The sequence below is a fragment of the Methyloceanibacter methanicus genome (assembly GCF_001723285.1).
In the GTDB taxonomy this organism is placed as follows: domain Bacteria; phylum Pseudomonadota; class Alphaproteobacteria; order Rhizobiales; family Methyloligellaceae; genus Methyloceanibacter; species Methyloceanibacter methanicus.
On sequence record NZ_LPWG01000010.1, the window covers coordinates 256,934 to 269,206 of the forward strand.

Here is a 12,273-nt window from a genome sequence, read left to right on the forward strand (position 1 = left end):
ATGTCATCGACGGATACGGCCGGTCAGGACCGGCAACGGATTTCACTATTACGCGTCCTGGGCCCCGCTCACGTTTGGGCCTTGGGCGTGGGCATCGTTCTTGTCGGCGAGTTCATGGGGTGGAACTTCTCCGTGGGCAAAGGCGGCGCCCTGGGTTCTCTGATCGCCTGCTGGGTCATCGGACTGCTCTATACATGCGTCGCTATGATCGACTCCGAGGTGACCTCCACGGTCGCCGCCGCGGGCGGCCAGTACGCCCAGGCCAAGCACATTATGGGGCCGCTGATGGCCTTCAACGTCGGGCTTTACCTCGTCATGGCCTACACCATGCTCGAGGCAGCCGACGCGCTCGTCGTGGGCGATCTGCTCACGTCGGTCGCCGGAGAGATGGGCCATGACGCCCTCGATCCGAGACCGTTCGTGGTGCTCACCATCGCCGCTCTCGCATGGCTGAATTACCGGGGCGTGCTGATGACGCTCTCGGTCAACTTTGTCATCACCGCGGCGGCATTCCTGTCGATCGTCATCCTGTTCCTTGGCGTGCAGCCGTGGAACCCGGGTGCGATGCTGCACCACCGCGAGCTGCTGACGGATCTGCCCTACGGCTGGATCGGCGTCATCGCGGCGTTCCAGTTCGGCATCTGGTTTTACCTCGGCATCGAAGGAACCTGTCAGGCGGCCGAGGAGGTGCGTTCACCGGCGCGGTCACTGCCCTATGGCACGATGAGCGGCATCATCACGCTGCTGATCGCGGCAACGATGACGTGGTATGTGGCGACGGGTCTGCTGCCGTGGGAATTCCTCGGTCAGGCCGCGACGCCGCTCTACGACGCGGCTCGTGTCACCGGAAGCACGTCGCTACAGGTCTTCCTGTTCGTCGGCACGATCTTCTCGGCGATTGCCTCGGCCAACGGCTGCATCAACGATGCGTCGCGCGCCTGGTTCTCAATGGGACGGGACCGGTATATGCCGCTGTGGTTCGGTGCCGTGCATCCGCGCTATCGCACACCGTACCGGGCCATTCTTTTCCTTATTCCCATCGCGGTGAGCTTTGCGTTCACGGGACTGCTCGATCAGGTCATCACCTTCTCGATCCTGTCGGGATTGCTGGGCTACACCTTCATGCCCATCAATGTGTGGATGTTCCGCAAGAAGTGGCCCTTGGGTACGATTCGGCGGGGATACGTTCATCCGTACCATCCGTTGCCGGCGCTCGTTCTTCTGGCACTGTGCATCACCACGTACTTTGCGACCTTCCTTGGTTACGGCACGCAGCTCCTCGCCATGATTTGCTTCTACATCGTCGCGTCGCTGTGGTTCGCCTTCCACCGGTACAAATATGTCCGGCGGGGCGATCAATTCACCATGCCGTGGCCCCGGCGCGCGGATACTAAGGAGGGGACAATGATAAGAAACATTCTCTGCGCTGCCGATGGGTCGACGGTCTCGGCCAAGGCCGTCGACTACGCAATCGAACTGGCGAAGAAACTCCGGGTCCCGCTGACCGTGCTTTCGGTCGAGCTGGTCTCGAGGGAGGACATGGCACAGTCCCCGTTCTGGGACTCCAAGGTTCTCGAGGCCAGCGCGAGCATCACCCGGACCGAGTTCGAGAACGTCAGTCAAAAGGCGCAATCGGCCGGGCTCGAGAACGTATCCTGCGTCGTGGTCAGTAGCCGTCATGTGGCCGAGGCGATCGCCGCCTATGCCGAAAGCAACGGCTTCGACCAGATCGTCATGGGATCACACGGTCATACGGGCGTATCGCGTATGATCCTCGGCTCAACGGCCTACGCTGTCGTTGCGCGGGCGAACTGTCCCGTCACGATCGTAAGGTAGGCGTCCATGACGATCCTAGCAGTCATCACGGCGGTCGCGGGAGTGGCAATCCTTACCTACCGCTACCGCGAACACCGGAATGCAGTCCGTGCACGGCGGGCCGCCTTCTTCGACGACTGCTGGACCGTTCTCGACGACCCCAAGCTCGCCCTCGATGCGTTCGGCTATCCCTCCTTGTCCGGAACGTACGAGGGCGAGCCCATTCGGGCCGACGTCATCGTCGACTGTATGGGCCTTCGCAAGCTTCCCTCGCTTTGGCTGCGCGTCACTCTGGCAGCGCCGGTCAGGGTCGGGGCCGTTCTTGACGTGATGATGCGGCCATCGGGAGCAGAATTCTTCTCTCCATTCAGTACGTTACCGGATTGGTTGGATACGCCGGCCGACTGGCCCGAGCGGGCCGTCATTCGCACGGACGGCCCGGACCGGTTTACCGATCCGTGGATCTTCGCTCCTCATGTGCAGTTTCTGGCTGAACCACAGGCGAAAGAGCTGATTGTTTCCCCGAAGGGCGCGCGTATTGTTTGGCAGGCGGACGAGGCGCAGCGTTCGGACTATCTTCTCCTGCGCCAGGCGCGATTCGATGTGGTGCGGTTCGATCGCGAGAAATTCCGCGAACTCGTGGGCCGGTTGATTCACTTGCAGCGGTCGCTGGCCGGCACGCCTGATCGAGAGGAACGCCATGAAGCTGCCGCTTGAAATTCAGAAGCGCCCGCTGCCCGAACGGCGGCCGATCAACCCCTACATCGTGCTCCTGCTCGCCATCGTGTTGCCCGGGGTTGGGCATGTCGCCGCGGGCATGCCGAGCCGAGGGCTCGTCTTCGTCTTCTTCATGCTCTTGTTCGGGTGGATTACGTTTCACTTGACGACGCCCGATCACTCCGTGGTCGGCCGGATCGCGGGCGGTCTGTTCATCTATGCCCTGTCCATTACCGACGCCTACAAATGGGCGCGGTTCCGCTGGGCGCAGTACGAGGCCGCCGCGCCGGCAAGAGACACAGTCAAGATCGCGCGCTAGAAGCTGCGTGTCGTGCCGAAGGTCTCGCTTGTCAGCCGACTGGTCTGGATTGGACCGAGCCGTGGCGCCCGTCCGGCCTACTCGCCCGGAGCGGGAGACGGCGCAGGCGAGGACGATGCCGCGTCCGATGCTTTTCGATAGCCGGCAAGGCGGAACACGAAGATGGACAGCGCCGGCAGGAAGGTAAGCGTCACAATCGCCGTACCTAGAATGCCGAATAGCACGATCGCCCCCACGCCGCGATAAAGCTCGGTGCCCGCGCCCGGAAGGAACACGAGCGGGGCCAGGCCGCAGATCGTGGTGACCGTCGACATGGCGATCGGGCGCAGCCGCGATTGCACGGCCTCCATCACCGCCTCCTTGGCATCCATCCCGGCCTCGCGCAGATTGGCGATGGCCCGGTCCACGATCAGGATCGGGTTGTTCACCACGGTGCCCATGAGAATGAGGAAGCCGAGCATGGTGATCATGTCGAAGGGCTGGACGAGCGGGTCGAGCCCGAAGCGCGGCAGGATCGTGCCGACCCAGTTCATCAGCGCGAGTCCCACGAGTCCGCCGGCAACGCCGAGCGGGATCGTTGTCATGATCAGAACCGGGTAGCCCCAATGGGTGAAGATGGCGACCAGCAGAAGATAGATGATCACGATCGCCACGAGATAGTTGCCCGCAAGGGCTTCGCGCGTGGCGTCGAGCTGATCGGACGCCCCGGAGATGGTCATGCTGACCTCGTACGGCACCTCGCCGGACCGCTTCATATGTTGGATGAGTTGGCTTCGGACCATCTCCACGCCCGTCTCGAGCGCGACGCCGTCCGGCGGAATGATGTTGAGCGTCACCGTTCGCCGTCCGTCGATACGGCGGATCGTGTTCGTGTCCACGGTCTCCCGGATGTCGGCCACCGCGGACAGCGGCACGATCGCCCCTTGCGGCGTGTAGACCGGCATCCGCGGGAGCGAGTCCAGCGAGGTGCGGAGCGCATCCTTGCTGTAGAAATAGATGTCGATCTTCTCGTCGCCGCGGAAGAACTCGCCCACATAGGCGCCGTCGGTCAACGCCGCCACGGTGAAGCCACATCGTCGGACGTCATGCCGAGCTCCGCGGCCCGCTCCCATTTTGGACGAACCTCGATCAAGGGCTGGGATAGGGTGAGCGTCGCCGGGTCGGCCTGGATACGCGGATTGTCGAAGATCTCACCCGCGCGGCGATAGGCGGTGGCGGCGACCGCGTAGACCTCCTCCAAGCTCGGTCCGGAGATATCGAGCTCACGCTCCGCGTGCCGCCGTCATTGCTGGTGATGATGGAGCCGCGTGAGACGAAGCCCTGCATCCCGGGATAGGTCCGGTACCTCTCGCCCACCACCGTCATCAGCTTGTTGATGTCGCTTGGATCGATGGTCTCGCCAATGATGCGAAGGCCGTCCGCCTCCACCATCAGGAAGGAGTATTTGAGTGCGGGGACTTCCGCCTCGCCGCGATGGAAGCGCTCCGGATCGTCGTTCACGAATGGCATCAGCCAGGCCTGCAGATCCTCGCCGATCTTCTCCACCGTCTCGAGATTGTATCCGGGCGGTGCATTGAGACGGGCGAACATCTTGGGCTCTTCACCCTCGGGCAGATATTCGGCCGGCGGGGTCAGCAGCAGAATCGTCGCGGCGCTCGCACCCGCGACCCCCAGGATGCACAGGGCGCGCCGAAGCGTCGTCGCCATCAGCCAGCCCACGCCCCTGACGATAGCGCCATCGGCCGCGTCCACCGCGTGATTGTCTTTCGGCGTCAGGTCGAAATGCGCCGCCGCGGTGGGGACGACCGTGATCGCCACGACCATCGAGGCGAGGATGGAGGCAGACACCGCAATGGCGATGTCGGAATAGAGTTGCCCGGCCTCTTCTTGAATGAACACGATCGGAACGAAGACGAGCACGGTCGTGAGCGTCGAGGCGAGAATCGCGGGCCAGACCTTTCGGACGCCCTCGATCGCGCCTTTGAGACGCCCGAGGCCGCGCCGTCTCTCAAGATCGATGCTCTCGAGCACGACAATCGTGTTGTCGAGCGTCATGCCGATCGCAAAGGCCACGCCCGCGAGCGAAATCACGTTGATCGTGCGTCCCGCCACGAGCAGCCCGATAAAGGCGGCAATGGTACAGATCGGGATTCCGAGGATGCCGATCACGGTTGCCTTGGCCGAGCGCAGGAACAGAAACATCACCAGCGTCGCCAGCACCGCGCCGATGGAAAGATTGGTCCACACATTGCTGATCGAGGCCTGCACATAGGTGACGTCGTCCGCGGTCAGGGTCAGCTCCATGCCGGCGGGAATCAGAATCTCGCGATTGATCTCCTCGACCTCCTGCATCACCGCCTCCTTGATGGCAATGACGTTCGAGCCGGCCTCGCGGCGGATCGACAGGAAGATGATGGGCCGATCGTTCACATAGGCGCGGGTGTAGATCTCGAAATGGCCGAGCCGCACATCGGCCACGTCCGCGAGCCGAATGATGTTGTCGCCGCGCCTGGCGATGATGAGATCCTTGAGGTCGTCGGGATCGTCGAAGCGCCCAATCGTGCGCAGGAGATAACGCCGCTTGCCGCTTTCGATTTCGCCACCCGACGTGTCGCGGTTGCGCGCGGCGACCTCCCGGCGCACATCCGTCAGAGAGATCTTACGTTCGGCGAGCGCCGCGGGGTCGAACAGAATCTGAATCTGCTTCTCGGCGCCGCCGCCAAGGCGCACGTCCGAGACGTCCTTCACGCTTTCCAGCCGCGCGCGCACGTGGTCGTCGATGAAGTCGCGCATCATGTCCATGTTCAGATGGCGCGGATTGCCGGGTAGGGGCGACACCCGGAAATACATGAAGGAATTTGCGCTGAACGAACTGGCCCGCACGCGCGGCTGGTCCACATCTTCCGGATAGGAGGGAACCTGGCTCAGCGCATTGTTGATGCGGATGAGGGTCTCGTTGAGATCGATATTGTACGGGAATTCCAGTTCGATCCGCGCCTCGCCGCTGGAGGAGCGGGAGATGATCCGTTCGAGACTGGGAATCGAGCGGAGATATTCCTCCTGCTCGATGATGATCTCCTTCTCCACGTCCTGGGGCGTCGCGCCCGGCCAGCGCGTATGGACCGTGACCGTGCGCACTTCGAGATCGGGGATCATCTGTACGGGAATGCGGAACGCCGCCACCACGCCGAGCACGCAGACGATGAGCGCCGCCACCGTCACCAGGGTTCCGCGTTGGACGATCCGCTCAATCATTGAGAGCCTTTCTCTTCCATTGCGGCTTAGCTTGCCAGCCGGACGGCTTGACCTTCGCGCAGAGATTCGTTGCCACGCACGACGACACGCTCTCCCTCTTCAAGGCCGGAGAGCACCTGGACCAATCCGTCAAAGGCAAGCCCGATCTCGATCCGGCGCTCGGTGACGCTCATCTTGTCACCATCGTTCTTCAGGATCCAAACGGTGATGCGCCCATCCGGATAACGGATCAGCGCGTCCCGGCTGACCACCACGTCCCGCCGGCCCGTGTCGAGGTCGACGAGGACGCGCGCCGACATGCCGGGCGTAGGGGATATTCTTGCGCGTGGGCAGGACCCGCAGCGTGAAGGTCCGCGCGTCCGGATCGCTCACCGGTATCAGCGCCCCTATCTTGGCCGGAATCTCTTCGCCAGGCAGCGTGTCGATCGCGATGGCCACATCGGCACCGTCGCGAAGCTGCGCGTAGTAGTCCTGCGGCACCGGCGCGTCGACACGGAAATTCTTCATCGCGACAAGCTCGAACACGGCCGTGCCCGGCGTCACCCATTGGCCGACTTCGACCATCCGTTTCGAGATCACCCCGTCAAACGGCGCAGCAAGTTGTGACGGTCGAGGAGGACCGCGCGCCGCTTCTGCTCTGCGACGTAGCTGTCATAGGTCGCGGTGTCGATTTCGACTTCCGCCTGGCGGGCCTCGACTTCGTTTTGCGGTCCGTATTTCCGTTTGGCGAGGCTCTCGGCGATCCCGAGGCGCCGTTTCGCGTCCTTCACCTCTCCGGCGGCCTGGGCGGCATGTGCTTGGGCCTGCTCGAACGCGGCTTCCTCAAGCTCCGAATCGAGCTCCAGCAGGAGATCGCCCTTTTTCACGAAAGCGCCGCTGTCGAAATGGACCGTGCTCACGAGCCCCGCCACCAAGGTGGAGATCTGCGAGGCATGGGGCGAGGACACGCTCCCCGACAGTTCCAGCTTCCGGATCACGGGCGATTTGTGCACCGTCTCGGTCTCGACCGGCGGAACGGGCTGCGCGTCCGCCGGCGCATCGGGATACGCCGCGGCGGCAACGCAGACGGCAGCGAGCGCCAGGCTACCGAGGGCATTCCGGCGCAGACCGGAACGGCTGCGGGTCGTGGTCGTCAAGCGCCAGTCCATCGAACTCTCACGGTTGCGTCGGCGACATGGTAGCCAATGGTAGTCCAGGCCCCCCGCTCAGAACATTACGATGAAGAAAGGTCAAGCGGCCGGGCTTACCGCTTCCACCGCCGAATTTAGGGGCAGAAGCGGAACGGAGCCAGGATGAGCCGTCCCTATAACCAGGATTTGATCGGCGCGCGGGTCGATGACCAGCCCTCGTGGGCCGCATCGTTAACTCGACAGCGACGTCATGATGCATCCAGCGCGGCTAAGCCGGAAACGAGAGACGGTACCGTACAAAACCGTCCGCTTGCGTGTAGCGGTCGTAGAGCCGCCGGGCCGTCTCGTTGGTGGCCTTCGTGTGCCAATAGAGCCGGCTCCAACCGTTCTGCTTCGCCCGGGAGACGAGGTCGTCGAGCAGTGCGCGCCCGACACCCCGGCCGCGCGCTTGCGGCGCGACGAAGAGATCTTCCAAGTAGCAGCTTGGGGCGCTCGTCCATGTGGAGGGATGAAGGACCGAGACCGTGAAGCCCAGGACCGTGCCGTCGAGCCGGGCGAGCGTTGCGAACACGGGACTGTCCGGATCGAGGATGCGCGCCCAGGTCTGAGCCGTCACTGCCTCGGGCACGCTGGCTTCATAGAAGGCCACATAGCCGGACCAGAGATGGCGCCAGGCGGCCTCGTCGCCCGGCTCCGGGTCGCGGATCAGGACTCGTGGGTCCTCCGGCACTAGCAGTCCAGTGTGTTGGCGCGCTCCCAACTCGTCAGCTCCCGCGCGTATTCGTTCCAGTTCTTCATCTTGAGCTTGATGTACGCGTCGATGAGTTCGTCGCCCAGCTCCCGCCGCAACATTGCCGAAGCGCCGGTGAGCCGGAGTGCGTCGAGCAGATTGAGCGGCAGCTTCTTGACGTTGGAGGGCGCTTTGTGCGGTTCCGCATACATATCGATGTCGAGCGGGGTGCCAGGGTCGATCTTCTGCGCCACGCCGTCGAGACCGGCGGCGAGAACGGCGGCGGGGTACAGATACGCGTTCGTCGCACCGTCGGCGAGACGGAATTCGAACCGGCCGCCGCCAGGGACGCGGATCATGTGGGTGCGGTTGTTCCCGGCGAAGGTCACGGTATTCGGCGACCATGTGGCCCCCGACGAGGTCGCCGGTGCGTTGATGCGCTTGTAGGAGTTTACTGTCGGGTTCGTAATGGAGCACATGGCGTCGGCATGTTCGATCATGCCGCCGATGAAGTGATACGCATCCCCCGACAGGCCCATCGCGTCGTCCTCGTTCTCGAAGACGTTCTTGTCGCCCTGCCACATCGAGATATGCATATGGCAGCCATTGCCGGTCAGGTGGCTGAACGGCTTCGGCATGAATGTCGCGCGCAGCCCGTGCTTCTCGGCAATGGCCTTCACCATGTATTTGAAGAACACCATCCGGTCCGCGGTCTTGAGGGCATCGTCGAAGCCCCAGTTCATCTCGAACTGGCCGTTGGCGTCCTCATGGTCGTTCTGATAGGGACCCCAGCCCAGCTCGAGCATGCAGTCGCAGATCTCTTTCACGACGTCGTAGCGGCGCATCAAGGCGGACTGGTCGTAGCAGGGTTTGGACTGGGTGTCCGTCAGGTCACTGAGCGCCTCGCCGTCCGCACTGACGAGGAAATATTCGCACTCGACGCCGGTCTTCATGGTGTAACCGGCGTTCTCTGCCTTTTCGAGCATCCGTTTGAGCGCGTTGCGCGGAGCCTGATCGACAGGCTTGCCGTTCATGACGGGGTCGCCTGCGAGCCAGCCGACTTCGGGTTTCCAGGGCAACTGAATAAGGCTTTCGGGGTCAGGGATGGCGAGCATGTCCGGGTCGCCGGCGTCATGTCGAGCCAGCTCGCAAATCCGGCAAATCCCGCCCCGTCTTCGGCCATGTCGGTGATCGCGCAAGCAGGGACCAGCTTGGCCCGCAAGGTGCCGAACAGGTCGACAAACGAGATGAGAAAATACTTGATGCCCCGGTCGCGGCTTCCGCTGCAAGATCGATCGCCATAGTCGTCCCTTCCTTATGAAAAAGGCTCGCGAAGGCGAGCCTAATGTCTTCAATGAAATTATGCGCCGGTCACTCCCGGAATCCATTTCGTGCCGGCCAGGGGCACCTGCGCCATGGCCGCGGCCTCGACGGAGAGGGCCACAAGATCCTCAGGTTCCAGGTTGTGGACATGGCTCTTGCCGCAAGCCCGCGCGATGGTCTGGGCTTCAAGCGTCAGCACCGCCAGGTAGTTGGCCAGGCGCCGTCCCCCAAGCGCCGGATCGAGTCGCGCCGCGAGCTCGGGGGTCTGCGTGCTGATGCCGGCCGGGCATTTGCCCTCATGCCAGTCGTCATAGGCACCAGCCGTCGTGCCAAGGCGCTGATACTCCTCCTCGAGCGCCGGATCGTTGTCGCCGATTGCAACGAGCGCCGCCGTACCCACGGACACGGCGTCCGCGCCGAGCGCAAGAGCCTTGGCCACGTCGGCCCCGGTGCGGATGCCCCCGGAAACGATGAGCTGAACCTTCCGGTGCATGCCGAGGTCTTGCAGCGCCTGCACGGCGGGCCGGATGGCGCCCAGAAGCGGCAGGCCGATATGTTCGATGAACACTTCCTGCGTTGCCGCGGTGCCGCCTTGCATGCCGTCGAGAACGACCACGTCCGCCCCAGCCTTCACCGCGAGGGCCGTGTCGTAATAAGGCCGGGAGGCGCCCACTTTGATGTAGATGGGCTTCTTCCAGTCGGTGATCTCGCGAAGCTCCTCGATCTTGATTTCCAGGTCATCCGGGCCGGTCCAGTCAGGATGGCGGCAGGCCGAGCGCTGGTCGATTCCCTTCGGCAAGGTCCGCATCTGTGCCACACGGTCCGAAATCTTCTGACCGAGCAGCATGCCGCCGCCCGCCGGGCTTCGCGCCTTGACCAATGACACTTCGATCGCGTCGGCCCGGCGCAGATCGTCGGGATTCATGCCGTAGCGCGAGGGAAGCAACTGATAGACGAGGATCGACGAGTGTCCGCGCTCCTCTTCCGTCATGCCGCCGTCGCCGGTCGTTGTCGATGTTCCCATCTTGCTCGCGCCGCGGCCGAGTGATTCCTTCGCCTGGGCCGACAACGAGCCGAAGCTCATCCCGGCGATCGTGACGGGGATTTTGAGATGAATTGGATTCTCGGCAAAGCGCGTGCCGAGCCACACGTCGGTTTCGCACTTCTCGCGATAACCCTCGAGCGGATACCGGCTCATGGAGGCGCCGAGAAAGAGCAGGTCGTCGAAATTCGGCAGCTTGCGCTTGGCGCCGCCGCCGCGGATGTCGTAGATGCCGGTCGCGGCGGCCCGCCGGATTTCGGAAAGCGTGTAGTCGTCGAATGTCGCCGACTTGCGTGGCGTGGTGATCGGTGTCGCGTCCATTAGTAGGCCCCAGCGTTGTCGACGTTGAAATTGTAGAGTTTGCGCGCGGATCCGTAGCGCTTGAACTCGCTAGGATCGATTTGGCCATTGATGCCGGCACGGGTGAGGATGTCGTGCACGGCGGCTTTGTGCTCGTCGCGCATCGCCTTCTCGATACAGTCCGCTCCGAGGCTCTTCACATTGCCCCGGACGAACAGCCGGGCTTCGTAAATGGAGTCGCCGAGGGCATCCCCGGCATCGCCGAACACGATGAGATTTCCGGCCTGAGCCATGAATGCGCTCATATGGCCGACGGAGCCCTTCACGACGATATCGATGCCCTTCATCGATATGCCGCAGCGGGAAGAGGCGTTACCGTCGACCCGAAGCAGCCCGCCGCGGCCGGTTGCGCCGGCCGCTTGGCTGGCATCGCCGCTGACATGCACGAAGCCACTCATCATGTTCTCGGCGACACCGACGCCGGCACTGCCATGGACCTGTACCGTGGCGAGCTTGTTCATCCCGGCACAGTAATAGCCGACAGGGCCGTTGATCTCGACTTTCAGCGGCGCGTCGAGCCCCGCGGCAATCGCATGTCGGCCTGCGGGATTGTCAACGATCCAGTGCGTCTCGTTCGTGTCCGCAGGCAGATTATGCAGTGTCCCGTTGAGCTCTCTCAGTGGCGTGATGCCGAGATCGACTTCAGGCATTCCTAGCGCTCCCAAAAATAGACAGTTGCGGGTTCCGGTTCCCAGACTCGCGCCTGGCCGATACCAGGCAGGTCGGCAAGGACGCGGTACTCGGACCCGAAGGCCACGTACTGGTCGGTTTCGGCCATGATCGCGGGCTTGCAGGCGATGCCGTCCCGCAGAACGCCGAACCCGTTCTCGGTGCCGACAACGAACGTGTAGAAGCCGTCGAGATCGGTCAGGCCGACCTCCAGCGCGTCGCCGAGGGACATGCCCTCGCGCATCCGCCAGGACAGATAGCCGGCGGCCACCTCCGTATCGTTCTCGGTTTCGAACGCGATCCCTTCGCGGCGCAGAACGCGGCGCAGGTTGTTGTGGTTCGAGAGCGAGCCGTTGTGCACGAGGCACTGGTCCTGACCCGTGGAGTAGGGATGGGCGCCGTCCGTGGTGACCGCGGATTCGGTGGCCATGCGCGTATGACCGATCGCATGCGTGCCACGCATGGTGGCCAACCCGAACCGGGAGGCGACATCCGCCGGCAAGCCGACTTCCTTGTAGATCTCCATCCGGCTGCCCCGTCCCACGATTTCCGTTTCGGGGCTGTTCTCGGCAAGCCAGTCGCCGAGATGGCTCGCGTCGCCGCTCGAGAGCGAGACAACCGCATGGGTGTCGTGCAACACCGCGGTCGCGCCGGGAAAGGCGCTCTCGATCGCTGTCACGGTCTCCTCGATCGCGTCTGCCGCGACGCCGCGCAGAGTGATCTTGGTTTGACCGTCCGTGCCTGCGCCATAGACGGCGAAGCCCGCGCTGTCGGGGCCGCGGTCGGTCATCGTCTCGAGCATTCTGGCCGTCAGGCGGCCAAGCTCCGGCTCGAGGGCGGGGTCCTTAATAAAGAGTCCAACAATGCCACACATCGGTTGCACCTCCGGGTTTCAACGCTAGGCAGCATGCGA

12 protein-coding genes and 2 pseudogenes are annotated in these 12,273 nt (G+C 63.4%); 4 read left to right on the forward strand and 10 right to left on the reverse strand.

The window, feature by feature from the left end; genetic code table 11:
• The 4 genes and pseudogenes from AUC68_RS06185 to AUC68_RS06195 form a co-directional block, all read left to right on the forward strand.
• A pseudogene (locus tag AUC68_RS06185) lies at nucleotides 1-1,380 on the forward strand (APC family permease); the annotation flags it as partial.
• Nucleotides 1,381-1,404: 24 nt separating this feature from the next.
• Nucleotides 1,405-1,836 carry a universal stress protein gene (locus AUC68_RS17610; protein ID WP_244500427.1) on the forward strand — a complete coding sequence of 144 codons (432 nt, stop codon included), beginning with the start codon at nucleotides 1,405-1,407 and terminating at the stop codon, nucleotides 1,834-1,836.
• 6 nt (nucleotides 1,837-1,842) lie between these two features.
• Complete coding sequence (locus AUC68_RS06190) at nucleotides 1,843-2,532, forward strand: hypothetical protein (RefSeq protein ID WP_069436818.1); 690 nt, start codon at nucleotides 1,843-1,845, stop codon at nucleotides 2,530-2,532.
• Nucleotides 2,516-2,851 carry a hypothetical protein gene (locus tag AUC68_RS06195; RefSeq protein ID WP_069436819.1) on the forward strand — a complete coding sequence of 112 codons (336 nt, stop codon included), beginning with the start codon at nucleotides 2,516-2,518 and terminating at the stop codon, nucleotides 2,849-2,851. Before AUC68_RS06190 ends, AUC68_RS06195 begins: the two co-directional genes overlap by 17 nt.
• A gap of 77 nt (nucleotides 2,852-2,928) precedes the next feature.
• Here AUC68_RS06195 and AUC68_RS17105 read toward each other — a convergent pair whose 3' ends face one another.
• The 10 genes and pseudogenes from AUC68_RS17105 to AUC68_RS06235 all read right to left on the reverse strand — a co-directional run bounded on the left by AUC68_RS17105 (nucleotide 2,929) and on the right by AUC68_RS06235 (nucleotide 12,234).
• Nucleotides 2,929-3,912, reverse strand: coding sequence for an efflux RND transporter permease subunit (locus AUC68_RS17105; RefSeq protein WP_204376971.1), 984 nt, complete (start codon nucleotides 3,910-3,912; stop codon nucleotides 2,929-2,931).
• Between the two features lie 67 nt (nucleotides 3,913-3,979).
• Nucleotides 3,980-6,106 carry an efflux RND transporter permease subunit gene (locus AUC68_RS06200; protein ID WP_204376972.1) on the reverse strand — a complete coding sequence of 709 codons (2,127 nt, stop codon included), beginning with the start codon at nucleotides 6,104-6,106 and terminating at the stop codon, nucleotides 3,980-3,982.
• A 26-nt stretch (nucleotides 6,107-6,132) separates the two neighbouring features.
• Entirely contained in the window at nucleotides 6,133-6,360 is a 228-nt protein-coding gene (locus AUC68_RS18865; RefSeq protein WP_483127779.1) for a permuted SH3 domain-containing protein, read from the reverse strand.
• Nucleotides 6,284-6,670 carry an HlyD family secretion protein gene (locus AUC68_RS06205; protein WP_141701118.1) on the reverse strand — a complete coding sequence of 129 codons (387 nt, stop codon included), beginning with the start codon at nucleotides 6,668-6,670 and terminating at the stop codon, nucleotides 6,284-6,286. The genes AUC68_RS18865 and AUC68_RS06205 overlap by 77 nt, the downstream gene beginning before the upstream one ends.
• 11 nt (nucleotides 6,671-6,681) lie before the next feature.
• On the reverse strand, nucleotides 6,682-7,242 hold the full coding sequence (locus tag AUC68_RS06210) for an efflux RND transporter periplasmic adaptor subunit (protein WP_158008248.1): 561 nt from the start codon (nucleotides 7,240-7,242) through the stop codon (nucleotides 6,682-6,684).
• Between the two features lie 262 nt (nucleotides 7,243-7,504).
• Nucleotides 7,505-7,966, reverse strand: a complete 462-nt coding sequence (locus AUC68_RS06215; RefSeq protein ID WP_069436822.1) for a GNAT family N-acetyltransferase — start codon at nucleotides 7,964-7,966, stop codon at nucleotides 7,505-7,507.
• Nucleotides 7,966-9,230 (reverse strand): annotated as a pseudogene (glnT, locus tag AUC68_RS06220) (type III glutamate--ammonia ligase). The gene AUC68_RS06215 and the pseudogene glnT overlap by 1 nt, the downstream one beginning before the upstream one ends.
• A 96-nt stretch (nucleotides 9,231-9,326) precedes the next feature.
• Complete coding sequence (locus AUC68_RS06225; RefSeq protein WP_069436823.1) at nucleotides 9,327-10,652, reverse strand: FMN-binding glutamate synthase family protein; 1,326 nt, start codon at nucleotides 10,650-10,652, stop codon at nucleotides 9,327-9,329.
• Nucleotides 10,652-11,341 (reverse strand): GltB/FmdC/FwdC-like GXGXG domain-containing protein, encoded by a 690-nt coding sequence (locus AUC68_RS06230; protein WP_069436824.1) that lies wholly within the window; start codon nucleotides 11,339-11,341, stop codon nucleotides 10,652-10,654. Before AUC68_RS06230 ends, AUC68_RS06225 begins: the two co-directional genes overlap by 1 nt.
• A gap of 2 nt (nucleotides 11,342-11,343) precedes the next feature.
• The gene (locus tag AUC68_RS06235; protein WP_069436825.1) at nucleotides 11,344-12,234 is read right to left on the reverse strand and encodes a class II glutamine amidotransferase; all 891 of its coding nucleotides are present in this window, start codon (nucleotides 12,232-12,234) and stop codon (nucleotides 11,344-11,346) included.
• Nucleotides 12,235-12,273 lie beyond the last annotated feature (39 nt).

Excerpts from the sequence above, each read along its gene's own strand:
- AUC68_RS17610 (WP_244500427.1), top strand. The coding sequence starts at position 1,405 with ATGATAAGAAACATTCTCTGCGCTGCCGATGGGTCGACGGTCTCGGCC.
- AUC68_RS06190 (WP_069436818.1), top strand. The coding sequence starts at position 1,843 with ATGACGATCCTAGCAGTCATCACGGCGGTCGCGGGAGTGGCAATCCTT.
- AUC68_RS06195 (WP_069436819.1), top strand. The coding sequence starts at position 2,516 with ATGAAGCTGCCGCTTGAAATTCAGAAGCGCCCGCTGCCCGAACGGCGG.
- AUC68_RS06200 (WP_204376972.1), bottom strand. The coding sequence starts at position 6,106 with ATGATTGAGCGGATCGTCCAACGCGGAACCCTGGTGACGGTGGCGGCG.
- AUC68_RS06205 (WP_141701118.1), bottom strand. The coding sequence starts at position 6,670 with ATGGTCGAAGTCGGCCAATGGGTGACGCCGGGCACGGCCGTGTTCGAG.
- AUC68_RS06225 (WP_069436823.1), bottom strand. The coding sequence starts at position 10,652 with ATGGACGCGACACCGATCACCACGCCACGCAAGTCGGCGACATTCGAC.
- AUC68_RS06230 (WP_069436824.1), bottom strand. The coding sequence starts at position 11,341 with ATGCCTGAAGTCGATCTCGGCATCACGCCACTGAGAGAGCTCAACGGG.
- AUC68_RS06235 (WP_069436825.1), bottom strand. The coding sequence starts at position 12,234 with ATGTGTGGCATTGTTGGACTCTTTATTAAGGACCCCGCCCTCGAGCCG.